This window comes from Arenibacter aquaticus (genome assembly GCF_003957295.1).
Lineage (GTDB): Bacteria > Bacteroidota > Bacteroidia > Flavobacteriales > Flavobacteriaceae > Arenibacter > Arenibacter aquaticus.
Genome location: NZ_RQPJ01000014.1, coordinates 280,239 through 305,312, shown reverse-complemented (window position 1 = coordinate 305,312; position 25,074 = coordinate 280,239). Strand labels below are relative to the sequence as shown.

The following is a 25,074-nucleotide window of genomic DNA, read 5'->3' as shown; positions in this document are numbered from 1 at the left end:
AAGTCTAAGCCCTAAGGATATCTTTATACCGGTCTTTGTAAGCGTAAAGCATTACTACATTTAGGATAAGCAACACTAGGGTTAAACCAATGGAACCTGGCTCTAAAAATGCATTGAACAACAGGGCATTTACAGAGACAGTCATCAGAATAATCATCATTAAGGCGCCAAACTTGTTAGCTAACAAGGAAAGTCCGGAAAGTATCTCAACTATAGCTACTACATATAGCGTATTGGTGCTGGTTAAGGCCGAAAAATAGTTCATGGCCGCTTCGGACATTTGTCCTGCCGGCATAAAATGTAAGAATTTATTCGCCCCAAAGACGATAAGGAAAATTCCAAAGACAAGGCGTAAAGCAATAAAAAAGGTAGAGTTCATAATTCTTTGATTTTACGTTAGTTATTTATGAATTTATGAAAAAAAGTAATACCTTTTTAACAATCACCTATTTTTGTTGTTCAATAGTAATCCGCATTCCCTCGCTATGGCTGCTAAATTCTGGGGCATACATACTCTGAATGCTGGAAATCCCATGGCTAAAATTTCCGGCATTGTTAACCCTAAGATCATATTCAAAGACGTATACACCCTTGGGCAAGTAATGGAAAAAGAAATTGGTGCTACTATCCTTTGTACTTTCATAATACCCTAGGCCATCTTGCCACTTATATGCAGATAGTACATTTATAGGTTCCATTCCTGCAGCTCTCATATCTTTCATATGAACGAATTCCATAGGTCTATCTACTCTTAATTGGATTTTTATCCGGACTAAATCGCCAACATTTAAGGGTGATTTTTCGTTTATCTCAGATAATATCTCCCCAGTATCTGTGTTCTTTTTTAAGAATACCTTCTTTTCCAATTTTAGAGGTGTATCGGCAGGGGTAATTTTGTCCAAATCTTCAAAATATTGCCAGTACAATGCGCCCCATGCAATACCATTCCCGGTTTTTTGTAGCTGTACCTCTGCCATTTTGGGATTTATTTCTTCTTTGGTCCATGAGGTTTTATAATAGCCGGTTCCTGCCTCTACCTGTACATTGTTAAGGGTTGAGGGGTTAATTTCTTTTCCTCCTACCAGTACATCCACTTTATCTTTTACTGTTAACCATGAACTGCCTTCCATCAGCAGTGCATATACCGCGGCTGTTGTAGCCTTAGTGGTTTCCCATTGATTTGTTTGCTTGTTTTTCAAAAGCCAAATTTTTAGGTTATCTACAGTTTTGGGATCTTTTTTTATTTCGGAAAAAGCTTCTATAAGTAGCGACTGTGTTTCAATGGCGGCCTGGTGCCAATGCCAGGAATTTTTGTTCTCCTTCCAATACATGCCCAGTTCTTCACTCAATATGCTGTTCTCTTCCAAGGACTTGATTACTTTATTGGCGGTAGCCATATTTCCATTTCTATAAAGATAAAGGGAAATAAGTCCTTTGGAATACAGGTCCTTACCTGCCCAATATCTAATCGCCTGGGAATTGTAATAATCCATAATTTCGGCAATTTTATTGGAGACTTTAACTTCTGGGTAAAAGCTTCGCATATAGAGATAATGGAGTTGGGTGTGGCTCAAATGGTCATCCTTTAAGTCCGAGGCATATTTTTTCATCTGCTCGTATTCCTTTACAAATTCATCATCCAAATAGGCAATTGCTCTTTTTGTCAGTTGCTCTTCCTGGGCATCCTGATCTTTCCCTGTTAGGGAATTTTTGTTTTTAGCCCCAGTCGTTGTTATTTTTTTAAGATGCCCCAGGCCAATGATAATATGCTGGGTGATAAACCGGTTTTCCGGACCACCCTTGAACCAGGCCCAGGCTCCGGATGACATTTGATTCTGCCGTAATTTACTAAAGGCATTAAATTGGTCATTTTTCAATTTGTTAAGGTCAAAAAGCAGGGCTATTCGTTTCTTTTGTTCGGTTTCGGATTGGGCATCACGTAGCCAGGGTGTATCTTGGATTAAGATCGATTTTAGTTCTTCATTTTTCTCTAGATTGCTCAAAAGCCCATTGGAACTTGCCCATTGATCAAAAACCTCCTTTATCCTAGGGTTGGAATTGGCAATATGCCCTCCCAGGGTGTTGGCGTAATATCTGGAGAATATTTGTTCGTTGCAGTCATATGGGTATTCTATTAAATACGGTAGGGCCTTAATGGCATACCATGCGGGATTGGAAGTGACCTCCAGGCTTAGTTGATGGTGTTTTAAGGAGGTGGAGTTATTGTTCCTTAGCTTATCCAACTTGAAGGTTTTTGTCTCATTGCCCCGCACCCACATAGGCAATGTTTCGGTAACCAACATTCGGTTTGTGAGTACAGGGAGTATATTTTGTTCCCCATCACTATAATCGCCAGCCTTGGCCATAACCTTATACTGTATGGCCCCAATTCCTTCAGGAATCTTTAGCTGCCAGGATACCTGGGTATTGCCCATGGCATCCGTTGTAAAAGAATTATCGGATTGCACAGTTCCGGATGGACTGTTGTTGGTCAATAATTCTTGGGTTACCACCCTACCGCTTATGGCATCCGACAGTTCTAACGTAGCGGTACCCGTTAACGGCTTGTTGGTAAGGTTTGCTATTTTGGTGCTGATCACTATTTTATCTCCTTCCCGCAAAAAACGCGGTATATTAGGGGTGACCATCAATTCTCTCTGGGTTACGGTTTCCAAGGTAGTGGTACCACTTTTCAAGGTTTTGGTGTGTGCCAGTAGTTGTAATTTCCATTTGGTCAAGGCTTCAGGAGTGGTGAAGCTAAAGGATATACTTCCTTCTTCATCGGTCATTAAATGTGGAAAGAAAAAGGCAGTTTCTTGAAGGTTTTTTCTAATAGGAATAGCGTTAAGACCATCTTCCTTACCGGCCTCCATATTTTGGGCCTGTGATTCGCTGTCCATAATTATTTCCTCTTCCAACTCTGGGCTATCGGCCATGACACCCATTCTAGCACTAGGTGCACTACTTTTCATTGTGGCTGCGGTCGCTCCTATTATAATGTGTCCGTAGCCAAAATCAAAGTCGAACCAAGCAAAGGAATCATATTTTTGTGTGGTGTAATGGTAGGTGTCCTTAAAATTCAAGTAAGATTTAAAGGTAGTGGTTCCAAAACTATTATAGGCATTTAAATAATTGTTGCTGTAGTAATTACTTTTGTGATGGGGAGAAAATTGCCAGTGATGCCCCTTAAAAGCATCCAATGAGGCATCGTACATACTGGCCAGCAGTTCTGCACTTAGCTTTTCTCCTTTGGCCCCTTTTATTTTAAAAGACCAGGTTTCTTCCTTTCCCGGTAATAGCTTATCCCGAAAAGATATGGTCTCAATGTTTAAGTCGGTACTGGGGTAGGGAACGGCAATAGGTAGGCTGCCGGAATGAAAGGAGTTATAGGCCGAGAAGCTGTAATTAATGGCAAAACCTCCCAAGTCATTGTCGGCAATGGGTATTTCAATAGTCTTTGCGTTACGCCGTAAATTAATCAATTTTGTAGTTACTATTTCCTTATCTTTTTCTATAAACAGGGTTACAGCCAAGTCTTCGGCAGCAGAGAGAACAGTAAGCTTTACTTTTTCCCCAATGGCATAACTATTTTTATCGGTCTTTATTTGAAAAAGCTGATTATCTGCCAATTCCTTGTCCTTGTCACTGTATAAAGTAGTTTGGGTAATATCCTTTACCAGTTGGCCAAACTTATCCTTTGTTTCCAGTTCTAGGATATATTTTCCGGACAACCATTTTTTCACTTTGCCTAAACTGATTTCTTTGGATTCCCCGGTGTCGAAGCTGGATTCCCATACCAATTCCCCTTTTTCCCAGAAGGTAGCATCATCTTCCTTACCGTGCGCATCATGGGGAAAAAGTTCCTTGAATTTGGTTTTTCCAAAGCCATCAAAATCTGGTGCGGGCCAGGGTCTGGGTCGTAACACATTGCTAGGTGCTTTCAGTTTATACATTTTAAGGCTCCCTTTGGCCGGGACAAACTCACCATTTAGGTTGCTGGTTGAAATAGTTATCTTGGGGTTTTTACTGTTCTTGTTCAGTGGGTCATCTATTTGCACATTGGCAGTAAGCGCATGGTATCCTACGTTGACCATCGTTGTGGTACTATGTGTCTCACCGTTGAGGTCTGTTACATCTGCCGTAACCTCATAGTTGAAGGTGGGCAAATTATCTTTTGCAATGCTTAAATCTGGTATTGCTTTAAATTTGATGAGGTATTGGCCTTTACTGTCGGTCATCGTTTCACCATGGGCAATAACTTGGGGCGTACTGTTGCTATAAGGGAAATGCCCATAGTGCCATTTTGGGTAGTATACCACTCGCCGTACCGCATAGCTTACCTTGGCATTTGTGATGGGACTCCCGGCATAGGCATTGGCCTCGCCCTCAACCTTGATGGTATCGTTAAGTCTATAGGTCTCCGTTATAGGCTTAAAAGAAGTACTAAATTTTGGGCGCTTGTATTCCTCAACGAAAAAATTGCTACCTCCGTTAATATTTATTTCGTCAGCATCCAATGTCAAATAATAATTGCCGGTCAGTCCGTTATTGGGGAGTATAAATTGGCCGGAAAAGGAACCGTAACTGTTGGTCCTAAATTCCTGTTGCGCAACTTTTTGATGGTGTACATCCATAAGGCTTACGGTTAAAACAGTTCCGCTGAGCACTGAGGATATATCATTTTCTTTCAAAATGGCTATCCCTTTAAAATATAAAGTTTGCCCTGGCCTATATATGCTTCGGTCTGTAAACAAAAATCCTGAATAATTATTTTCACTACGTATTGGATTATATTTTGCATTCACATAAAAATCTCCAAAATGGGCTACTTCCCCATTGTTGGATACCTGGATGTTGACCTTGTTCCAACGTTCGCTCGGTAGGGGTAGGGTTACTAGTCCTTTATCGTCCGTAATGAAAGTCTTGTGTAAAATAGGCCGTTCGTAGTTTTGCTGATAGGAGAATTTTAAGTTAGCCCCGCTTATAGGCTTTCCGTTATTCCGGTCTATTAACTGAAAGTTATGCTTTGTATCTGTTTTGCTTTCTACCAAAGCAAAATTGGTAACTTGGATAGATCTATATGCAAAGGTGGAGTTTAAGTGGGAATAAGGGGTAGCTACAATAATGTATGATCCATTGTATAGCTCGGGCAATAGGATTTCAGTTTTATGGGATTGGTAATCATTTTCGTTGATGAGCTTGGCATCCCAGTTTTTAACGCCGTTGAGTTTCTTTATAAAGGCCAATTTTTCTTCCTCTGGATACAGGGCGTTCAGTTGCTGTATTTCCTTTTGGGAAATTTTGTAAGCCGACATCTGAAGGTTATCTAGGTTTCTATATGTTACAAGTAGTCGGGAAGGTTGGTTAACAGGTATATGCCGCTCTGCAGTCAATTGAAGGCTTTTGGATAAAATTGTTGATTTTAGGGCCTTACATTTGTTTGATGCGCTACTATTGGGGAATTTGGACAGTATCGTTTCGCAAATAGCAAGCGCTTCCTTTTGCTTCCATCGGTGCTCTTCAGATTCCTGGGGAATATAGGTATTGCCCAACTCATGGTAGAATAGGGCCATCTCATATTGGTATAAGGCAGCGATTTTATTGTTCTCGATAGATTGTGCACTATTCTTTATAACCTCCAAATAGTGTTGGTCTTTATCGGGGAACACTGCATTTTCCCTAATGTACTTTAAACGCTGTATGTCTACATCCACATAGGCTTTGCTGGATAGGTCGGATGAGTGGAAATCCAACAGTTGCTGATACAGTTTTAATGCTTTGGGTTGTAAGGAAGTCTTGTCCGTGGAGCTAATTTTTTGTTGAAGGAATAGTTTTCCTTCGCATAATATTTCGGGGTCGGTGATTTCAAATTTATCGGCAGGACGTGTAATTTCATTTTCTCCGGTCTTGTAGAAATCTAAAGCAGCATGGGCCAATAGATCAAACAGGGTAGGGCGATAGACCTCCGACCCCTTCTCTTGGTCCAGTATTTCTTTAAAGACATCAGTAGGGAGCTCTTGCAAGGCTGAAGGCCTGTTTAGCGAGGCTTCATAATGATTACTAATTTCATGGAAAATAGTAGTCAGGTCCCATGTTCTAAAATCGGTTTCGTCTATCTTTTCTCCGGTCTCGGTTCTATTGTAAAATTTATACCTGTTATCTTGAAAATATTGCCAATACATATTGGCCAAATAGCTATGCAGAATATTGTTTACAGGGAATTGGTTTTGGGCTATTTCCGATTTAAATTCCTGTATAATAAGAAGCTGGGCCTCTTCTTCAAGGTCCATGCTGTATTTTGATGCATATAACAGTGATTTTATAATCTGTGCGGAATCGACTTCATTTTTTGCTTTTTTGGAGATCAAGTTCACAACCTTCAATGCGGATTTGGTCATGTCCTCTGCTTCCAATTTTTCTACGCGTTGCCAAAGGAGGGCATAAGAATCATCTGTTGTTTGGGATTGTCCCATTTGTGATAATAGAATTATAATTAGTGTTGCTATTTTTTTCATTCGTATTAATTTAAGGAACAAAATTGGTATATCTGTTGCTGGGGGACAACCGGGAACGAGGGAATGCCCCTATTAGGTTAGTTAACGCTCCCTGGAATGTATAGATGCAAAAAGAATACCAACGTTGCTTAAAAAAAATACTCAAATAAATTTCCTTGGAGAACTTAGTTAGAATTGTCTTTGTATATATTGTATTTTTTGGGCTCCAGATATATTTTATAAGCCCTACTGCTCTTATTTTGGTCTTAAAACGACTTAAGCAAACCACCGTCAATGGGAATGTTGGTGCCCGTGATGAACGAAGCTTGGTCAGAGGCCAGAAAAGTGACAAATTGCCCATACTCCGCAGGGTCGCCAAATCGCCTAAGGGGTACTTGGGTAAGCATTTGTTCCTCTACTTCTGAAATAGGCACTCCCAATGATTTTGCCTTGGTGGCATTTAAGTTTTTTAATCTTTCAGTATTAAAGTATCCCGTTAGGGTACTGTTTACAGTAATATTGTATGGGCCTACATCACTGGCCAGGGTTTTGGACCAGGTTACAACGGCTGCCCGTATGCTATTGGAAAGTGATAAATACGCAAGGGGTTCCTTAACGGAAACGGAGGCTATATTTATAATTCGTCCATGGTTTTGGGCCATCATGCCTTTAAGGGCCATTTCTGTTGTGTATACTACAGTTTTAAATAATAGATCAAAGGCTTCTTGATAGTCATCTACCTTTTTTTCTAAGGCTCCCCCAGCAGCAGGACCCTGGGTATTGTTTACCAGGATATCTACGGAGTTTGTTTTAAAAAATGTGGTGATAGTTTTTTTATAGGCTTCAAAATTGGAATAGTCTACCACTAAATATTGATGTTTTTGCCCGTTGTTGGTAGGTAAACTGGATACCAAGGCGTTCAATTTGTCTTCACTGCGCGCCATTACGGTTACACTGGCACCACTGGCGGCCAATTGTTGGGCAATGGCCCTTCCTATTCCCCGGCTACTGCCGCCTATCATTGCTTTTTTACCTATAAGAGAAATGTTCATGTTTACTATTTTTTAATTTAGTTAAAAGGGCTTCTGTCCCTGTGTCTATTCAGCTTGGTCCATCGCAGTCCAATTAATATGGATTTGCATACTTCTTGGTTGTACCGCTAGCTAAACTAATTTGTTAGGGACCTGCTGCCTATCGGTAGCTCCCAAAAAAACAACATATTTTGGGTAGGTACCGGCATAATGTGTAAGCATAAAAGAAGCTGTAAAAGTGCACAGGGCATGGATACTATTCTTTTCTACTAAAATAAAAATAATTGGTCTTAGGAGGCATTACTTTGTAGGAATATATTAACAACTTCTAATCCATTCGTTAACTTTTTTTGATAGCCTATAACAATGCTTATCTTTACCGCTTAAATCAATATTTAATGCGTATACATTTTATCGCAATTGGGGGCAGTGCCATGCACAATTTGGCGTTGGCCTTGCATCATAAAGGATATGTTATTTCGGGCAGTGATGATGTAATTTTTGAACCTTCCAAGACCAGGCTGGAGTCTAAAGGGCTTTTGCCTACATCGTTTGGTTGGTTTCCGGAAAAAATAGATAAGAGTTTGGATGCGGTAATTTTGGGTATGCATGCCAAGGCTGATAATCCAGAGCTTATAAAGGCCCAGGAGTTGGGGGTAAAAATTTACTCTTACCCTGAATTTCTTTATGAGCAATCCAAGGATAAGACTAGGGTGGTCATCGGCGGAAGTCATGGGAAAACTACTATAACGTCCATGATATTACATGTGTTAAATTACCACGATATAGCGGTAGATTATATGGTAGGAGCCCAATTGGACGGTTTTGACCGTATGGTGCATCTTACCGATGAAAATGATTTTATAGTGCTGGAAGGGGATGAATACCTCTCATCGCCAATTGACAGAAGGCCCAAGTTTCATTTGTACCAACCTAATATAGCCCTTCTAAGCGGCATTGCTTGGGATCATATTAATGTTTTTCCTACCTATGAAAATTATGTGGAACAATTTCAGGTTTTTGTAGATAGTATTGTAAAGGGGGGGAGTATCACTTATAACGAAGAGGATGCTGAGGTAAACAGGGTGGTTAACGCCTCGGAGAACCCTATAAGAAAACTGGCTTATAGAACCCCGGAATACCAGGTGGAAAACGGACAATCCATATTGGAAACTCCCGAAGGACCCATGCCCATAGAAATTTTTGGCAGGCATAACCTGAGCAATTTGGCAGGAGCTAAATGGATTTGCCAAAATATGGGGGTTGATGAGGACGACTTTTATGAGGCCATAGCTTCTTTTAAAGGAGCTTCCAAAAGGTTGGAAAAAATAGCAGAGGGGAAAACCAGTGTTGCATATAAGGATTTTGCCCATTCCCCAAGTAAGGTGATGGCCACTACCAAGGCAGTAAAGGAACAATACCCTAACAAAAAGCTAATTGCCTGTTTGGAGCTACATACCTATAGTAGCTTTAATCCCGAATTTTTAAAAGAGTATAAAGGGGCATTGGATGCTGCAGATGTGGCAGCAGTTTTCTATTTGCCCGAGTCGGTTAGGATAAAAAAGCTTAAGGAGGTTTCCCCGGAACAAATATCAGAAGCTTTCCAGCGTAATGATCTACAGATTTTTACCGATGCTGAAGTATTTAAAAATTTTGTTTTTGGAGAGGGATATGATAACTCAGTACTGCTTTTAATGAGTTCAGGGAATTATGGAGGATTAGATCTGGATGAGGTTAAGGAGCTGGTTCAGGCCAATTAATTTTTAATTAGGTTGGGCAGTTTTCCTTTTGTGTGTCATTTGGATGTAAATTTTGGCGAAGTACTGTATTAAAAGGCAATATTAATGTACTTTTAATGCAGTTAAATCATTTGTTTTAAATGAATAAAGGTCCCATAGGTATTTTTGATTCGGGCATTGGAGGTACCTCTATATGGAGGGAGGTTAGTAGAATGCTCCCCAATGAAGACACACTTTATTTGGCCGATAGTAAAAATGCCCCATATGGGGAAAGGACTAAAGACCAGATAGTACAGCTAAGTATTAAGAATGTTGAATTTCTAAAAAATAAAGGCTGTAAACTTATAATTGTAGCCTGTAATACCGCTACAACAAATGCCATAACAGAGCTTCGTAAATTATACAAGATTCCCCTGATAGGCATTGAACCTGCTATAAAACCAGCAGCCTTAAACTCCAAGACCAAGACCGTTGGGGTCCTGGCGACCAAGGGCACTTTGTCCAGTGCTTTGTTTCACCATACATCTGAGAACCATGCCAATGGAATAACGGTGTTGGAACAAGAGGGCACGGGGCTGGTAGAATTGATAGAGCAGGGTGAGGTGTATTCTGATAGAACACGGGAGTTGTTGCAAAAATACCTGGAGCCCATGTTAAAGAAAGGTATAGATCAGTTGGTATTGGGGTGTACGCATTACCCTTATTTAATTCCTTTGTTGAAGGAGATGTTGCCCAAAAACATAAGAATTATAGATTCGGGCGAGGGGGTGGCCAAGCAGACCAAAAATATTTTGCAGAAGTACGGATTATTTAACGAAGGATCCTCCTTACCCGTTGGAAAACATCAATTCTTTACCAATGGTGATGTCTTGATCTTAAAGGATTTCTTAAAAGATATTACGGTGCCCTATTCTGCCCAATTTTTGGATTTTTAGTCGTATTTCTAGGATTATGGCCTAGGAATTATCACTATAGATAGAGCAAGGCATAATATTTTAAATTCAGAGGCATGTACCGTTTTTAATGGGAGCTATTTACTTTTTAATATAGGTTAAATAGGTGAAATCATATTTATGTCGCTCGTCCTTGGGGTGGTGTTCCTTATTGGTCAATTCCCATTGGTCTTCATCAAAATCAGGAAAGAACGTATCCGCTTCAAATGATCCGTGAACCCTGGTTAGTTCCATATGGTTGGCGTATTCCATGCCTATTTTGTAGATTTCACCACCCCCTATTATAAAGGCTAGGGGATCTTCCTTAACAAGTGCCAGTGCTTCGTCCATGCTATGGACCACCATACAATCTGCATGGCCAACCTCATAGTCCTTATCCCTGGTAATTATGATATGTGTTCTATTGGGCAAGGGCTTGGGGAAGCTCTCAAAAGTTTTGCGCCCCATGATTATTTTATGTCCGGAGGTAAGGCTTTTAAATCGCTTAAAATCATCGGGTAAATGCCATAATAGGTCGTTGTTTTTTCCTAAGGCATTGTTCTCGGCGGCGGCGGCAATAATGGTAAGGGTATTCACGCTTCTTTTTTTTTATTTATGTGGGATAATGGAAAATCGGTTTCTATTTCTTTTTGTAATTCGGCTATTTTTTCTTTTTGTTTTAGAACCAGTTTTTCGCGCTGTTTTCGCTCCCAATCCCTTCCCATGAATTTTGAAGTAATAAATACATTAAAAATATGGATTATAAACAAAAAGGCCCAGAAGGTAATGGCCCAAACAAACCAATTGTACTCAACACCGTACTTAAGTATTTTGTTGATGATTATCATAAAAACACTTCCTATTAAGAAAAGGACAAAATGGTTGTATAAGCGTTTTTTCTGTTTAATCCTGGTTTGGGCATATTCCAGCATTTCATGCTGTTCCGCCTCAATTGTTGATGTTTTTTTGTTTCTGGAGAACATGCTTATCACTATCTTTCCGTAAAGATACCATAAATACAAATTTCATCAATTTTGATATGCAAAAGATTATTAAACAATTCCCGGTTTTAAGTCAATATACCTACCTGAACACTGCAACTTCTGGCCTGCTGTACGACGGACTTTTGGAATGGCGGCAGGAACATGATCTTGATTTTCTCATTGGTGGTAGCCAGATGAAAATGTCATCACACATTCTATTGGATGACACCAGAAATAGCATTGGAGACTTTTTTGGTTGTCCAAAGGAAAATGTGGCCTTGGTGCCCAATTTTTCAATGGGTCTTAATCTTTTGTTGGAAGGAATAGGCAGGGAACGCAATGTTCTTTTATTGAAGGGCGATTATCCGTCGGTAAATTGGCCGTTTGAATCTAGAGGGTGTAAAGTTGACTATGCGGAAATCAATGAAAACCTGGAAGAAAATATTTATAATAAAATAAAAACGGGCCATTTTGATATTTTGGCCTTGAGTTTGGTACAATGGCTAAACGGAATAAAAATAGATTTGGAATTCCTAAGACAATTAAAAGAAGAGTTCCCTAACCTTATAATAATAGCAGATGGTACCCAATACCTAGGCACGGAAAATTTTAATTTTAAGGAGTCGGGCATAGATGTACTGGCTGCAAGTTCCTATAAATGGTTGTTGGGAGGTTACGGCAACGGTTTTATGATGTTCGGTGTTGGAATGGAAGATAAATTTACCCCCTTGTCATCCGGTTTTAACGCTGTCCAAGGCAAGCTGGAAGACAAGGAACGTATTTCCTTTGCAAAGCGATTTGAACCTGGGCATTTGGACACCCTGAACTTTGGAAGTTTAAAATATTCCTTGGGTTTTTTATCGGATATTGGGATGGAGCGTATAGGCGATAAAATTGGAAAACTTACGCATAAGGCAAAAGAAAGTTTGGAAGGTTTAGGGGTTTTGGAGGAAGCTGTGGTAAGCAGAAAGGACCATAGTTCTATTTTTAATATTAAAGGGGGTAAGGAAATGTATGATAAATTAATGCGGCAAAATGTGATTTGTGCCCTGCGCGGAAGCGGAATTAGGTTAAGTTTTCATTTTTATAACACAGAAAATGAGATAGATAAGATTGTAGGGATATTAAAATGACCGTGTGCAGGCTTGTATTCTTGCCAATAAAACCCACTTAAATTATTAAAGCGAATCAATTGTTAAACTTATTTTAAGAAATTGATAAAAATGACATTGATCATTGTAAATGAGCACTTTAAAAGTGTAATTTTGCTTTTTAATCTAAAATTAGGTGGTTATGGGAATTACAAAACAATATTTAAAAACTAAACCAGTTTGTAAGGTTACTTTTTCAGTGCCTGCGGAGGATGCCAAGAAGGTTGCTGTTGTAGGTGATTTTAACAATTGGAGCCCGAAAGGGAGTGCTTTAAAGAAATTAAAGAACGGAACATTTAAGGGTACTTTTGATTTGCCAAAGGAAAAAACCTTTGAATTCAAGTATATTGTGGATGGTAGTTATGTTAACGAGGCGGAAGCCGATCGTTACCAATGGAACGACTATGCCGGTGCTGAGAATTCGGTATTGGAATTGTAATGTATAACAGCCGATACCTGCTGCTTGGTTGGCCGGTATCGGTTTGTATCAATTTTTTTAGAACTGTTTTTTTGAAGTAACAGGGTAGTTGACACTTATTCTTGAACGGAAACTCCTTTCCAAAATGCAATTCTTCCCTAAATAGGTGTTGCTAGTTTACTTACTTCTGGGTAATACCAGGCTGCATCTTTGTTTTCTTCTCCAGCTACCTTAATATTGTAGTAGGAGGCCCTACCTTTCCATGGACAGCGGGTATGAGTGTTACTGTGGGTAAAATACTTCTTTTTTATGCTTTCTGCAGGAAAGTAATGGTTGTTTTCCACTACGGTGGTCTCGTCACTTTCTGCAAGAATCGTATTTTTCCAAATAGCTTTCATCAAGTTTTGTTTTGAATTAATGAAATGAGGTCATTGGCCCTTGCATTTTATTTTTTTACTAGGATATAGTTTTTAAAATAATCCCTGTCGTCAGCGTAGGCCCTTGCTATTTTTAGCCCAGCCTTATCGACTAGAGCATTAATGGTAAGGTCGTCATATTTCTGGGATATTTCGGTATGTATGGTTTCCCATTGGGCAAATGTTAATTCAAGATCAAGAGCCTTTATGGATACATCTTGGGGTTCTATGGAAACCAAATAGCTTTTCGCCGTACCGGTTTGTGGGTCATAGACTTCCCAGTGTTTAAATTTGTCCAGATTAAAATTTCCTTCTAACTCCGTATTAATTCTGGCCAAAATATTCTTGTTGAAAGCTTCGGTAATACCTTCGGGGTCATTATAGGCATCCAATATGGTCTGAGGGTCTTTTTTTTGATCACAGCCCAAAAAGATCATGTCTTCATCTTTCATTGTTTTTTTCAGTTCCTGTAAAAAAAGAACGGCTTGCTCATGCAGTAGGTTTCCAATATTTGAGCCAAGGAATAATATAATTTTTTTCTCATCGCCAGTATTGCCTATGGTTTTTAAAGATTCTATATAGGTTCCTTGGTAGGGGTCAACCTTAATGTTGGGGTACTCTTGGGATAGGGAGGATTGTAATAGATCCAAGGCATTCTGACTAATGTCTATGGGGCTATATTTAAAGCAAGTATTGCCCTTGGAAAGTTCTTCCAGCAATAATTTTGTTTTTTTACCATCACCGGCTCCCAATTCTATTAAGTTGATGGAGTTGGAGTTTTGGGTAAATAGGTCTACAATTTTCCTGCGGTTCCTTTTCAGGGTATCGTATTCACAGTTGGTTAAATAATAGGAGGGCATCTCCATAATTTTTTGGAATATCCTATCCCCATTCTGATCATATATAAATTTTGAAGATAGGTGTTTCGGAAAATCTGTAAGTCCTTTTTTAACCTCTTGTGCAAATTGAAGGTCGGTTTTAATTAGAGTTCGTTCTTCCATAAATTTATTGTCGTAATTATTTGGCCAACCTTAATCCTGTGTATTGCCAACGTAGTTGGGGCTGAAAAAAGTTCCGGTAGGTATGTCTTTTGTGTTTGTTGGGAGTGGCTACAGAGCTTCCTCTTAGTACCTTTTGGTTTACCATAAACTTTCCGTTGTATTCACCTAGCGCTCCTTCTGCTTTCTTGTAATTGGGGTAAGGTAAGTAGGCACTTTCTGTCCATTCCCACCTTTGTCCCCATTTAAAATATTGGGAACCTATTTCCCATTCAAATTCTGTAGGCAGTCTGCAATTTCTCCATTGGGCAAAGGCATAGGCCTCAAAATAGGACAGGTGGGTGACAGGGGTTTGTTTGTTTATTTTTTGCAGCCCATTCAAAGTATAATGCTGCCATTCACCATCTATCAGGTGCCAGTATAAAGGAGCCTTAATGTTATGCTCCTTCACCCAATCCCACCCCTCGGCATGCCAGAGTTTAAAGTTTTTGTAGCCACCATCTTCTATAAAAGCACAATATTCTAAATTGGTTACCAGACTGTTGGAAATGGAAAAGGGCTGTAGGTATACTTTATGGCGACCTAATTCATTGTCATAGCAGAAATCTTTAGAGGCATGTCCTATTTCATAAATACCCTCCGGTACGGTAAGCCATTGCTGGGATTGCCTTTCTTTGAGGTGCTCCTGGTAGTTTGCCTTATATACAGGCAAAAGAGGATTGTTTCCTAGAATATATTTAATATCGGTTAGGAGGAGTTCCTGGTGTTGTTTTTCGTGATGAATGCCTATTTCCACAAGGTTTTGAACCTCCTTGGAGGTAGGTTCCCTGAGTAGGGTTTCCATGTGTTGAGTTACATATTTCCTGTAATCATATACCTTGGATACGGATGGCCTTGACAGGTTGCCACGGTCTGCACGCACCACCCTTTTGCCCACTGTTTCATAGTAGCTGTTAAAAACGTAGGAAAAATTGGGGTTGTAGGATTCATAGCCCCTTAGGTGATTTTTTAATATAAACTCTTCAAAAAACCAAGTGGTGTGACCCAAATGCCATTTAGGAGGGGATACATCCACAATAGGCTGTACCACATAATCCTCGGTTTCCAGCGGTTCGCATATAGTTTCTGTGTAAGACCTTGTTTCTAAAAAAAAATCTGTTAGTTCATCGGTTAAAACCATAATTTATAGATATCCTTATAAATTTAAGGAATATAAATAAACCAAGTTTAACCCAATTGTTAAAGATTTGGTCTCATTTGATTAGCTTTAGGTTTTTACACCAAAGGAAACTATGTGCGGGATGCTAAAATTACCTAACCATCATGATAGCGGAAATTTATACGGCCACTGCCCCTTTGATATGGGGATGTGGATCATAGTCCAACAATGTAAAATCTTCAAATTTGAAGTCCAGTATATCTTTTATTTCAGGATTTAGTACCATCTTTGGTAGTGGTCTGGGATCTCTGCTCAATTGCAATTTTACCTGGTCAAAATGATTGTTGTAGATATGGGCGTCGCCAAAAGTGTGTATAAATTCCCCTGGTTCAAATCCACATACCTGTGCCATCATTAGGGTAAACAAAGCATATGAGGCAATGTTGAAGGGCACCCCCAAAAATATGTCGGCACTTCTTTGGTAAAGCTGACAGGATAATTTTCCATCGGCTACATAAAACTGAAAAAAGGCATGGCAGGGAGGAAGGGCGGCTTTGCCGTTGGCAACATTCTCTGAAAAAGATATGGAGGTATCGGGCAATACACTGGGGTTCCAAGCAGAAACCAGCATCCTTCTGCTGTTGGGGTTGTTTTTTAGTGTTTCTACTATTTCTTTAATTTGGTCTATCTCCTCACCATTCCAATTGCGCCATTGGTAGCCGTAAACGGGTCCTAGATTGCCATTTTCATCTGCCCATTCGTTCCAGATTCTTACCCCGTTCTCTTGCAAATACGAAATATTGGTGTCACCTTTTAAAAACCATAACAGTTCATGTATAATGGATTTTAAATGGAGCTTTTTGGTGGTTACCATGGGAAATCCGTCGGCCAAATTGAAACGCATTTGATAGCCAAATACACTTTTGGTGCCGGTACCGGTACGATCTCCTTTTTGGCTTCCGTTGTCCAGTACATGTTGTAGTAAATTGTGGTATTGTTTCATGTGTCTTGTTTCAGCCTCTTAGTAAATAGTAATGGCCTTTTGTATAGTGTCCTTTTAAATCTGTCGGCAAGTTAGCCAAATCCCATTTTATTGGGGCTAGGTTTTAGGCTAAGTTATCAAACTTTTATCAACGGAGTTGGGGGCTTTATTTCTTGCTAGAGGGTAGCTAGGGCTGCCTGTGTAATTACCCTAAGATCATGCCTGCAATGGTGGCAGATAACAGGGAGGCAATAGATCCTCCTAGTACCGCTTTCATGCCAAATTCGGATAGTGTTTTTCGTTGTCCAGGGGCTAATGATCCAATACCCCCTATTTGTATACCGATGGACGCGAAATTGGCGAAGCCACACAGCATATAAGTGGCCATGATGATAGATTTGTTAAAGGTAAAGTGAACTATGTTGGCACTGTCCTTTAGTTCTGCCAATTGTATATATCCAATAAATTCACTTGCGGCCAATTTAATGCCCAGTAATTGTCCCATGAGCATAATGTCTGAAGAATCTACCCCTATCAGCCACATTAAGGGGGCAAAAAGGGTGCCCAATATGGCTTCCAAGGAAAATTTTTCATAGGGTGAATTAGCTGCGATCCACGTGTTTAAGTCGGTAAAGTTGCCAGTCCAGTCCAAAATGCCATTGATCATGGCAATAAAGGCTACAAAAACCAATAGCATGGCCCCTACGTTTACGGCCAATTTTAATCCTTCTGTTGTTCCGTTGGAAATAGAATCAAGGATGTTGGAGCCTATTTTCTCGTTGGAGACTTGTACATCTGTGTTTATACTTTCGGTCTGGGGGTATAATATCTTTGAAATGACAATGGCGCCAGGAGCGGCCATTACAGAGGCGGCCAGCAAATGTTTGGCAAATTGTAATCTTAGTATAGGGTCGTCCCCTCCCAAAAACCCTATGTACGCGGCCAGTACGGCACCAGCCACCGTGGCCATGCCGCCAATCATAACCAATAGTATTTCGGATCGGTTCATCTTTTCAAGGTAGGCCTTTATCAAAAGGGGAGCTTCTGTTTGACCCAAAAATATATTTCCTGTAACACTTAAGCTTTCGGCACCGGATATACCTAAAGTTTTGGACAGTAGCCAAGCTAAGGCCTTAACAACTTTTTGTATAATGCCCAAATAGAAAAGTACGGAGGTCAATGCCGAAAAAAAGATTATGGTGGGGAGCACCTGAAAGGCGAAAATAAACCCAAAAGTGTCCATGTCTACCACCAATCCCTCGAATAAAAACTTACTACCGGCCCTTGTGAAATCTAAAATACTAACAAAAATTTTGCCTCCAAATTCGAAGAATTTAGAAACGAAACTAAGGTCAAAGCGGTAGCCAAAAGCATTGAAGCCAATTTTTTCGCCAATTAGTATGCAAATGGCAAGTAGGAGTTGTAGCAACAGGCCAATGCCGGCCGTTTTCCAATTTATGGCTTTCCTGTTGTTGCTAAAAAGATAGGCAATAAAAACCAAGGAAATCATACCTAAAATGCCACGCCAAATGCTGCTAAAGCTGGCCCCTTGATTGGGTATAATTGCGGTAGTATTTTGGAGAGGAGTGGTACTGCCGATGTCTTGGGCAAGGGACGGAAAGGCTATTAGGCAGCATACCAATAAAACCGGGAGTTTATTTCTCATCCATAAAGTCTTAAATCTTTATAATTGTCCTATTTGCGTTTGGAAATTTCGTCCCTGAGTTTGGCGGCTTTTTCATAATCTTCACTGGCTACAGCCTTGTCCAGTTCTGAATACAGTTCTTCCAGACTAAGTTCTTTGTAGCCTTCAGAGCCGCTTGGATTTATTTCTACGGTTTCTCCTTCCTGAAGTATTTCGTCTACCATAATACTGTCATCGGAGTCTTCCTTGTCTTTTTCTTTGGATGAGAATTTTAGGAATATACCTGCCTTGTCCAAAATGGTCTTGTAGGTGAAAATAGGTGCATTAAACCGTAAGGCCAATGCAATGGCATCACTGGTCCTGGCATCTATTATTTCTTCTATCTTGTCCCGTTCGCATATAATACTGGAATAGAAAACACCATCTACCAATTTGTGGATGATGACCTGTTTGATTACAATGTCGAACCGATCGGAAAAATTCTTGAAAAGATCGTGTGTCAAGGGTCTTGGTGGCTTAATTTCTTTTTCTAGTGCAATGGCAATGGATTGTGCCTCGAACGCACCAATTACAATAGGTAATTTACGATCACCGTCAACTTCATTCAATATAAGGGCATATGCGCCATTTTGCGTTTGGCTATAGGATATCCCTTTTATTTTTAATCTTACTAAACTCATAGAAATTTATCAACTAAAAAAGGCTGTTCAAAATACAGGACGGGCCTTGTGATTTTGAGCAGCCCTTTAGGGGCACAATTTAACAAAAATTAAGCGTTTTGCGCCTTAAATTCCTTTAATTTTTCTATTAGTTGGGGTACAACCTCAAAAGCATCACCAACTACGCCGTAGTCTGCAGCTTTAAAAAACGGTGCTTCCGGGTCTGTATTTATCACCACTTTTACTTTGGAGGCACTTACTCCGGCCAAGTGCTGTATAGCACCAGAAATACCTATGGCTATATAGAGATTACTGGCAACCGGTTTACCGGTTTGTCCAACGTGTTCTCCATGTGGTCTCCAACCTAGATCCGAAACCGGTTTGGAACAGGCTGTAGCCGCACCCAATACCTCAGCCAATTCTTCTATCATTCCCCAGTTTTCAGGGCCTTTTAATCCACGGCCTCCTGACACTACTATATCTGCATCGGCAATGGTGGCCTTTCCTACAACCTTGTCTATTTCAATAGATTTGGTGGTAAAAGCCTCTTCGGCCAAGTCAGGGGCAAAATCCTCAACGGTGGCATCGGTTTTGTTTTCCACGCTTCCAAATGCATTGTTGGATACGCCAATTATTTTTACATCCGTATCCAATTGGGTTATGGCAAAACCCTTATTGCTGAAAACTGTTCTCTTTACCTGGAAAGGGCTGGTGCTTTCCGGGGCGGCAACTACATTGGGGACGTATCCCGCTTTTAATTGCGCAGTTAACATGGGTGCCAAGAATTTGGTATCCGCACTGGAGCTAAGAATAATAATGGTAGCGTTTTCTTTTGCGGATACTTGGGCTATGGTATTTGCATAGGCCTTGGCATTAAAGGTCTTTAAGTCTTCATTCTGCACATTGATAACCTTGGTCACGCCATAATCACCAAGCGATTCGGGACTATTGGCGTTGATGGCTACGGCCGTCACGGTAGTGCCCATTTTACTGGCTACCTCGTAAGCATAGGAAGCCACTTCGTGGGCATTTTTTTTGAATTTTCCGTTTTCAAATTCTGTATATACTAAAACTGACATAGATCTTATTTGTGTTAAACAAGTGTCCAAACGCGGTTATATTCGCCTTTTGGGTCTTGGGTTATTTTTTTGGTTCTGTTACTGTCATTGTCTCTGAAGTGGTATCAAAAACGTTTGGAGCATTAACGATCAAAACCGGTTCTTTAAATAGCCTTGGCTTCGTTGTGCAGTAAATTAATAAGTTCATCAAGATTGTTTGCATCTACAAGCTTTACTTGACCTTTTGGTGCGGGCTTTTCAAATTTAATATCCTTGGTGGCCTTGGGCGCGGATATGGGTTCAACCACACTAAGCTTCTTCTTGCGCGCCATCATTATTCCCCTCATGTTCGGGATTCTTAAATCACTTTCTGCAACCAGTCCTTTTTGTCCTCCAATAATTAGTGGCAAGGTAGTGGAGATTTTTTCTTTTCCTCCGTCAATCTCCCTGATGGCTGTGGCGTTGTTACCATCTACCTCTAGACTAATACAGGTGTTAACAAAGTTCATTTCCAGAAGAGTGGCCATAATTCCTGGAACCATACCGCCATTGTAGTCAATAGATTCCCTTCCTGCAATGATAAGGTCGTAGTTGCCCTTCTTGGCAATTTCTGCCAGCTGTTCAGCAACAAAAAAACCATCTTCCGGAAAAGCGTTGACCCTTATGGCCTCATCGGCCCCAATGGCCAATGCCTTCCTAATGGTTGGCTCTGTGCTAGCCTCCCCAACAGTCGCCACATGTACGGTAGCGCCCTGCTTTTCCTTGAACCACATGGCACGGGTAAGGCCAAATTCATCGTTGGGGTTAATTACAAATTGTACCCCGGTGGTGTCAAATTTGGTGTCATTGTCCGTGAAGTTTATTTTAGAAGTAGTGTCAGGGACATTACTTAGGCATACTAAAATTTTCATATAATTATATTTTGATGACGGTTAATTACGAAATGTTGGCTAAGATACTCAATAATTTTTAAAATACTATGCATGCATAGTATATTTTTGAGGTATTTTTAATTCTTAACCCCTTAGAATTGACATATTATTTGCTACTTTTGCTTGCACTTTTAGTAAGTTAACATAAAGAATAGCATTTTACAGATGAAAACACTACAGTTTAGGGAGGCTATACAACAAGCAATGTCCGAGGAGATGAGAAATGATGAGTCCATTTATTTGATGGGTGAGGAGGTTGCGGAATACAATGGAGCTTATAAGGCGTCAAAGGGAATGTTGGACGAGTTTGGTCCTGAAAGAGTGATTGATACACCAATATCCGAACTTGGTTTTGCAGGTATTGGCGTAGGATCGGCGATGACTGGCAATAGGCCTATAATAGAATTTATGACCTTTAACTTTGCTTTGGTTGGTATTGATCAAATTATCAATAACGCAGCAAAAATCCATCAAATGTCCGGAGGGCAATTTAATTGTCCTATTGTATTTAGGGGGCCAACGGCTTCTGCAGGCCAATTGGCAGCTACCCATTCACAAGCTTTTGAAAGCTGGTATGCCAACTGTCCAGGTCTTAAGGTAGTGGTTCCTTCCAATCCTAAAGATGCCAAAGGACTTTTAAAGTCGGCCATCCGCGATAACGACCCGGTTATATTTATGGAGTCCGAGCAAATGTACGGAGATAAAGGAGAGGTGCCGGAAGGAGAATTTACCATTCCATTGGGTGTTGCCGATATTAGGAGGGAAGGTACAGATGTTACCATTGTGTCTTTCGGGAAAATAATAAAAGAAGCCGATAAAGCTGCCGAAGAATTGGCCAAGGAAAATATAAGTGTCGAAATTATCGACCTACGTACCGTTAAGCCATTGGATTACGAAGCAGTCTTAAAATCAGTAAAGAAAACAAATAGATTGGTGGTGCTGGAAGAAGCTTGGCCATTTGGAAATGTGGCTACCGAGATAACATATCACGTACAGTCCAACGCATTTGATTATCTGGATGCTCCAATTGTAAAGATCAATACGGCCGATACACCTGCTCCTTATTCTCCTGTTTTATTGGCAGAGTGGTTGCCAAATCATGAGGATGTTGTGAAGGCTGTGAAAAAAGTATTGTACAAGTTGTAGTGTAACTACTTAAGGGCTTATGTCTTGGCTTCGTTGACTTTGGGTTGACGAAGCTTTTACATTATATGGCATTATATTTTGGTAAGGTAGTTTAGTTGATTGCGTCTATAAGGTAGGTTTAAAGTTTTTGTAAAATAGTATCCTTTAATCCGTAGTCCTTTTAAAAAAGAGAATGACAAGAGTCCTATTAATCTTATTGGTGTTTTTTGTTCAGCACGCTTCTTCGCAGACCAAAGTGGGCGGAGTGGTTGTGGATGAGGAGGGGGAACCGGTCTCTTTTGCCAATGTGCTGTTCAAGGGGTCTTCCGAGGGAACCATTACCAATGACAATGGTAGGTTTTATATGGAGTCCGAAAACAGTCATGCTGCCTTGCTCGTCTCCTTCATTGGTTACGAAACCAAGGAAATACCGCTTAACGCCAAGGTTAATTATGACATGAAGGTGGTGTTAATGGAATCTAGTGAGCAGCTCAATGAGGTGGTTGTCTATGTAGGAAAAACCGATAAAAAGAACAACCCCGCTATTGATATCCTAAAGAAAATATGGTCCAAAAAGCGCAACAATGGGGTGCATATGTTTAAACAATATCAATATGACAAATATGAAAAGGTAGAGTTTGACCTGAATACTATTGATAGTGCACTTATGAAAAGCAAGGTCTTTAAAGGTCTGGAGTTTGTTTTTAAGGATTTGGATACCTCTAGGATAACCGGAAAGACCTATTTGCCTATATTTCTTAATGAGACTTTTTCTAAGGTATATGGGAATAATGAAATGGCGTTGGAAAAGGAAGATGTGAAGGGAAGTAAAAATTCCGGCTTCAATAATAATCAGGCCATTATTGCATTTGTTGCGGACTTGTACAACGACTATGATATTTACGATAATTATTTAAAATTTTTTGATAAAAGCTTTACCAGTCCGTTGTCCAAAACCGGGGTGGATACCTACAATTATGTTTTGTCGGACAGCGCCTTTATAGATAATAAGTGGTGCTACAATATTGTGTACTACCCAAGAAGAAAGAATGAACTTACCTTTAAGGGTAATTTCTGGGTAAATGATACAACCTATGCCGTAAAGAATATCAATTTGGCAGTGACCAAAAGTGCCAATATAAATTGGGTGAAGGAGATATATATTGAACAGGAGTTTGATGTAGTAAACGATTCCGTCTTTCTATTGACAAGAGACTACATGCTCTCCGATTTCAGTTTCAATAAAAAGGAGAAATCCAAGGGGGTTTATGGCAAGAGAACAACGGTATATGGGGGATATAAATTTAACGAGCCCAAACCCAAGGAATTTTACAAGGCCAAAACAGACCCTTTTGATCCCTTGGTGCTGGATAAGGAAGATGCGTTTTGGGAGGCCAATAGACTAGAGTCTTTAAACAAGGATGAACGGGGGATATACAAGCTGTTGGATACCCTAAAAACAGTTCCTAAGTTTAAGACCTACTATAATATGGTGAGCATATTGGCCTCAGGGTATGTGGAAATAGATAAGTGGAATTTGGACCTTGGTGATGTATACAGTGTTTTTGGTTACAATGAAGCCGAAGGGGTACGTGTTAGGGCTGGGGCTAGAACGTATTTCGGACAAAATGATCCCTGGAGGTTACAGGGTTACATAGCCTATGGTTTTGGGGACGACAAATTTAAATATGGCATTTCAGGGAAGTGGTTGGTTGATAAAAAATCACGGTTCATAGTCTCGGCAGGGAAGCGAAGGGATGTGGAACAATTGGGGGTCAGTTTAACGTCTACTACAGACGTGCTGGGAAGGAGCATAGCCTCATCCTCTGTTTTTACCGTAGGTTCCAACGATAGACTTAGTACAATTGATCTTAGTACATTTAATATGGAGGTGGAGCCCCTGCGGAACGTAAGACTTAGGGTGGGAGGGTCTTACAGAACCCTAGGTTCGGCACTGCCAGAGGCTTTTAGTTTGGATTATATAGATCCCTCTGCCCCATCAGGAATCTCCTCTGAAATAGATCAGTTTGAACTTTCTACCAATATAATATATACTCCGGGAAAACGAACTATTGGTAATGGCGTGGAGCGCAAGGACGTGAATGATGATTACAGTACACTGTTTCTCACCTATAGCAACGGAATTAAAAATTTCATGGATAGCGATTTTGACTATAAAAAAATTCAATTTAGCTACACTCAGCCATGGCAGTTAGGAGGCTTTGGTAGGTTGTTGAGTACGGTAGAGATGGGGAAAACCTTTGGGGAGGTGCCACTGGGATTACTCAATGCCATCCCGGGAAACCAGACCTTTTTCTCCGTGTACAATACGTTTTCCAATCTGGATTTTTATGAATTTGTTACCGATACCTATGTTTCTTCGCATTTTGAGCATAATTTTAACGGAAGGATATTTTCTAGAATTCCGATTATCAAGAAATGGAATTTAAGGGAGATTGTGGGGCTGAGAGGTGTCTGGGGAACACTTAGTGATGAAAATAAAGCTTTGAGTGCGCCGGCAAATATCCAATTGATGGCGCCAAAGGATAAGATTTATTGGGAATATTCCGTTGGAGTGGGAAATATATTTAAAATATTAAGAATAGATTTTAATTTTAGGGGCAATTATTTGGATAACCCTGGCGCAAGGTCTTTTGGGGTAACCGGATCGTTTGGATTTTATTTCTAAGCATAAGAAATGCCCTGTACCTAATAATTATTTGTAATTTAGAAATGTGAAAAATAAACATAACCTATGAGCAGTGAAGAAATTACCTCGTTTGATGTATTGATAGAGATCCCTAAGGGGAGCAGAAATAAGTATGAATACGATTTTGACCTAAAAAAGATTAGATATGATAGGATGATATTTTCATCCATGATGTATCCGGCAGATTATGGGTTTATCCCGGAAACCTTGGCCTTGGACGGAGATCCGTTGGATGTGCTCGTTCTCGTTACAGAGGCAACCTTCCCAGGTTGCGTAATGGAAGTAAAGCCAATTGGCGTTTTTCATATGACCGATGAAAAAGGACCGGATGAAAAAGTTATCTGCGTACCTGTTTCCGATCCTGTATGGAACAGAATCTCTAATCTTGATGAACTTAATCCTCACTTGATAAAAGAGATAGAACATTTTTTCAAGGTTTATAAAGACTTGGAGAAGAAGAAAGTTGATGTTGGCGGTTGGGGCGATATACAGGAAGCCAAGGATATTGTGGCCAAATGTATACAACGTTTTAAGGATAGTGATGTTCCGGTAAAAGACGTGAGTATAAAGTACTAAAACATTTTTTAGTTAATAAGTTGAAAAGCAATATTATGGAAATAATATTGCTTTTTTTATTCTGTC

At 40.1% G+C, this 25,074-nt stretch carries 20 protein-coding genes; 7 read left to right on the top strand and 13 right to left on the bottom strand.

Annotated features, from left to right (window positions below):
* Positions 1 to 4: 4 nt before the first annotated feature.
* The 3 genes from EHW67_RS14675 to EHW67_RS14665 all read right to left on the bottom strand — a co-directional run bounded on the left by EHW67_RS14675 (position 5) and on the right by EHW67_RS14665 (position 7,546).
* A complete protein-coding gene (locus EHW67_RS14675) occupies positions 5 to 379 on the bottom strand; it encodes a DoxX family membrane protein (RefSeq protein ID WP_126163131.1) in 375 nt (124 codons plus the stop codon).
* Between the two features lie 67 nt (positions 380 to 446).
* Positions 447 to 6,515: an alpha-2-macroglobulin family protein gene (locus tag EHW67_RS14670; RefSeq protein ID WP_126163130.1), complete on the bottom strand. Its 6,069-nt coding sequence runs from the start codon at positions 6,513 to 6,515 to the stop codon at positions 447 to 449.
* Positions 6,516 to 6,760: 245 nt separating this feature from the next.
* Positions 6,761 to 7,546 carry an SDR family oxidoreductase gene (locus tag EHW67_RS14665; protein ID WP_126163129.1) on the bottom strand — a complete coding sequence of 262 codons (786 nt, stop codon included), beginning with the start codon at positions 7,544 to 7,546 and terminating at the stop codon, positions 6,761 to 6,763.
* A 377-nt stretch (positions 7,547 to 7,923) separates the two neighbouring features.
* Between EHW67_RS14665 and EHW67_RS14660 the strand changes: the two genes are divergently transcribed.
* Together EHW67_RS14660 and murI are read left to right on the top strand one after the other, a co-directional pair.
* A complete protein-coding gene (locus EHW67_RS14660; RefSeq protein WP_126163128.1) occupies positions 7,924 to 9,285 on the top strand; it encodes a UDP-N-acetylmuramate--L-alanine ligase in 1,362 nt (453 codons plus the stop codon).
* Between the two features lie 119 nt (positions 9,286 to 9,404).
* Positions 9,405 to 10,199: a glutamate racemase gene (gene murI, locus EHW67_RS14655; protein ID WP_126163127.1), complete on the top strand. Its 795-nt coding sequence runs from the start codon at positions 9,405 to 9,407 to the stop codon at positions 10,197 to 10,199.
* Positions 10,200 to 10,298: 99 nt separating this feature from the next.
* On the opposite strand, the gene EHW67_RS14650 is transcribed toward murI, so the two are convergent.
* Both EHW67_RS14650 and EHW67_RS14645 read right to left on the bottom strand, forming a co-directional pair.
* A complete protein-coding gene (locus tag EHW67_RS14650) occupies positions 10,299 to 10,793 on the bottom strand; it encodes a dihydrofolate reductase (protein WP_126163126.1) in 495 nt (164 codons plus the stop codon).
* Complete coding sequence (locus tag EHW67_RS14645) at positions 10,790 to 11,179, bottom strand: 2TM domain-containing protein (protein ID WP_126163199.1); 390 nt, start codon at positions 11,177 to 11,179, stop codon at positions 10,790 to 10,792. The genes EHW67_RS14650 and EHW67_RS14645 overlap by 4 nt, the downstream gene beginning before the upstream one ends.
* A 56-nt stretch (positions 11,180 to 11,235) precedes the next feature.
* Between EHW67_RS14645 and EHW67_RS14640 the strand changes: the two genes are divergently transcribed.
* Both EHW67_RS14640 and EHW67_RS14635 read left to right on the top strand, forming a co-directional pair.
* Positions 11,236 to 12,312 (top strand): aminotransferase class V-fold PLP-dependent enzyme, encoded by a 1,077-nt coding sequence (locus tag EHW67_RS14640; RefSeq protein ID WP_126163125.1) that lies wholly within the window; start codon positions 11,236 to 11,238, stop codon positions 12,310 to 12,312.
* A gap of 160 nt (positions 12,313 to 12,472) precedes the next feature.
* Positions 12,473 to 12,769: an isoamylase early set domain-containing protein gene (locus EHW67_RS14635; protein ID WP_126163124.1), complete on the top strand. Its 297-nt coding sequence runs from the start codon at positions 12,473 to 12,475 to the stop codon at positions 12,767 to 12,769.
* Between the two features lie 137 nt (positions 12,770 to 12,906).
* Here the strand turns inward: EHW67_RS14635 and EHW67_RS14630 are convergent, their stop codons facing one another.
* The 8 genes from EHW67_RS14630 to EHW67_RS14595 form a co-directional block, all read right to left on the bottom strand.
* Positions 12,907 to 13,146 carry a DUF427 domain-containing protein gene (locus EHW67_RS14630; RefSeq protein ID WP_126163123.1) on the bottom strand — a complete coding sequence of 80 codons (240 nt, stop codon included), beginning with the start codon at positions 13,144 to 13,146 and terminating at the stop codon, positions 12,907 to 12,909.
* Positions 13,147 to 13,193: 47 nt separating this feature from the next.
* Entirely contained in the window at positions 13,194 to 14,165 is a 972-nt protein-coding gene (locus tag EHW67_RS14625; RefSeq protein WP_126163122.1) for an L-histidine N(alpha)-methyltransferase, read from the bottom strand.
* A 16-nt stretch (positions 14,166 to 14,181) separates the two neighbouring features.
* Entirely contained in the window at positions 14,182 to 15,342 is a 1,161-nt protein-coding gene (egtB, locus tag EHW67_RS14620; protein WP_126163121.1) for an ergothioneine biosynthesis protein EgtB, read from the bottom strand.
* A gap of 157 nt (positions 15,343 to 15,499) precedes the next feature.
* Complete coding sequence (locus EHW67_RS14615) at positions 15,500 to 16,324, bottom strand: thymidylate synthase (RefSeq protein ID WP_126163120.1); 825 nt, start codon at positions 16,322 to 16,324, stop codon at positions 15,500 to 15,502.
* 184 nt (positions 16,325 to 16,508) lie between these two features.
* Positions 16,509 to 17,969 (bottom strand): NupC/NupG family nucleoside CNT transporter, encoded by a 1,461-nt coding sequence (locus EHW67_RS14610; protein ID WP_126163119.1) that lies wholly within the window; start codon positions 17,967 to 17,969, stop codon positions 16,509 to 16,511.
* A gap of 29 nt (positions 17,970 to 17,998) precedes the next feature.
* Positions 17,999 to 18,628 carry a bifunctional nuclease family protein gene (locus EHW67_RS14605; RefSeq protein WP_126163118.1) on the bottom strand — a complete coding sequence of 210 codons (630 nt, stop codon included), beginning with the start codon at positions 18,626 to 18,628 and terminating at the stop codon, positions 17,999 to 18,001.
* A gap of 89 nt (positions 18,629 to 18,717) precedes the next feature.
* On the bottom strand, positions 18,718 to 19,686 hold the full coding sequence (locus tag EHW67_RS14600; RefSeq protein WP_126163117.1) for an electron transfer flavoprotein subunit alpha/FixB family protein: 969 nt from the start codon (positions 19,684 to 19,686) through the stop codon (positions 18,718 to 18,720).
* Between the two features lie 143 nt (positions 19,687 to 19,829).
* A complete protein-coding gene (locus tag EHW67_RS14595; RefSeq protein WP_126163116.1) occupies positions 19,830 to 20,576 on the bottom strand; it encodes an electron transfer flavoprotein subunit beta/FixA family protein in 747 nt (248 codons plus the stop codon).
* A 186-nt stretch (positions 20,577 to 20,762) separates the two neighbouring features.
* On the opposite strand from EHW67_RS14595, the gene EHW67_RS14590 reads away from it, so the two are divergent.
* The 3 genes from EHW67_RS14590 (at position 20,763) to EHW67_RS14580 (ending at position 25,008) form a co-directional block, all read left to right on the top strand.
* Positions 20,763 to 21,743: a pyruvate dehydrogenase complex E1 component subunit beta gene (locus tag EHW67_RS14590; RefSeq protein WP_126163115.1), complete on the top strand. Its 981-nt coding sequence runs from the start codon at positions 20,763 to 20,765 to the stop codon at positions 21,741 to 21,743.
* A gap of 172 nt (positions 21,744 to 21,915) precedes the next feature.
* Positions 21,916 to 24,411, top strand: a complete 2,496-nt coding sequence (locus tag EHW67_RS14585; protein ID WP_126163114.1) for a DUF5686 family protein — start codon at positions 21,916 to 21,918, stop codon at positions 24,409 to 24,411.
* A gap of 66 nt (positions 24,412 to 24,477) precedes the next feature.
* Positions 24,478 to 25,008 (top strand): inorganic diphosphatase, encoded by a 531-nt coding sequence (locus tag EHW67_RS14580; protein WP_126163113.1) that lies wholly within the window; start codon positions 24,478 to 24,480, stop codon positions 25,006 to 25,008.
* The last annotated feature ends 66 nt before the right edge of the window (positions 25,009 to 25,074 follow it).

What these genes read in the sequence shown, in the direction of transcription:
- EHW67_RS14675 (WP_126163131.1), bottom strand. Translation starts at nt 379, where the DNA reads ATGAACTCTACCTTTTTTATTGCTTTACGCCTTGTCTTTGGAATTTTC.
- EHW67_RS14670 (WP_126163130.1), bottom strand. Translation starts at nt 6,515, where the DNA reads ATGAAAAAAATAGCAACACTAATTATAATTCTATTATCACAAATGGGA.
- EHW67_RS14665 (WP_126163129.1), bottom strand. Translation starts at nt 7,546, where the DNA reads ATGAACATTTCTCTTATAGGTAAAAAAGCAATGATAGGCGGCAGTAGC.
- EHW67_RS14660 (WP_126163128.1), top strand. Translation starts at nt 7,924, where the DNA reads ATGCGTATACATTTTATCGCAATTGGGGGCAGTGCCATGCACAATTTG.
- murI (WP_126163127.1), top strand. Translation starts at nt 9,405, where the DNA reads ATGAATAAAGGTCCCATAGGTATTTTTGATTCGGGCATTGGAGGTACC.
- EHW67_RS14645 (WP_126163199.1), bottom strand. Translation starts at nt 11,179, where the DNA reads ATGTTCTCCAGAAACAAAAAAACATCAACAATTGAGGCGGAACAGCAT.
- EHW67_RS14640 (WP_126163125.1), top strand. Translation starts at nt 11,236, where the DNA reads ATGCAAAAGATTATTAAACAATTCCCGGTTTTAAGTCAATATACCTAC.
- EHW67_RS14635 (WP_126163124.1), top strand. Translation starts at nt 12,473, where the DNA reads ATGGGAATTACAAAACAATATTTAAAAACTAAACCAGTTTGTAAGGTT.
- EHW67_RS14630 (WP_126163123.1), bottom strand. Translation starts at nt 13,146, where the DNA reads ATGAAAGCTATTTGGAAAAATACGATTCTTGCAGAAAGTGACGAGACC.
- EHW67_RS14625 (WP_126163122.1), bottom strand. Translation starts at nt 14,165, where the DNA reads ATGGAAGAACGAACTCTAATTAAAACCGACCTTCAATTTGCACAAGAG.
- egtB (WP_126163121.1), bottom strand. Translation starts at nt 15,342, where the DNA reads ATGGTTTTAACCGATGAACTAACAGATTTTTTTTTAGAAACAAGGTCT.
- EHW67_RS14615 (WP_126163120.1), bottom strand. Translation starts at nt 16,324, where the DNA reads ATGAAACAATACCACAATTTACTACAACATGTACTGGACAACGGAAGC.
- EHW67_RS14610 (WP_126163119.1), bottom strand. Translation starts at nt 17,969, where the DNA reads ATGAGAAATAAACTCCCGGTTTTATTGGTATGCTGCCTAATAGCCTTT.
- EHW67_RS14605 (WP_126163118.1), bottom strand. Translation starts at nt 18,628, where the DNA reads ATGAGTTTAGTAAGATTAAAAATAAAAGGGATATCCTATAGCCAAACG.
- EHW67_RS14600 (WP_126163117.1), bottom strand. Translation starts at nt 19,686, where the DNA reads ATGTCAGTTTTAGTATATACAGAATTTGAAAACGGAAAATTCAAAAAA.
- EHW67_RS14595 (WP_126163116.1), bottom strand. Translation starts at nt 20,576, where the DNA reads ATGAAAATTTTAGTATGCCTAAGTAATGTCCCTGACACTACTTCTAAA.
- EHW67_RS14590 (WP_126163115.1), top strand. Translation starts at nt 20,763, where the DNA reads ATGAAAACACTACAGTTTAGGGAGGCTATACAACAAGCAATGTCCGAG.
- EHW67_RS14585 (WP_126163114.1), top strand. Translation starts at nt 21,916, where the DNA reads ATGACAAGAGTCCTATTAATCTTATTGGTGTTTTTTGTTCAGCACGCT.
- EHW67_RS14580 (WP_126163113.1), top strand. Translation starts at nt 24,478, where the DNA reads ATGAGCAGTGAAGAAATTACCTCGTTTGATGTATTGATAGAGATCCCT.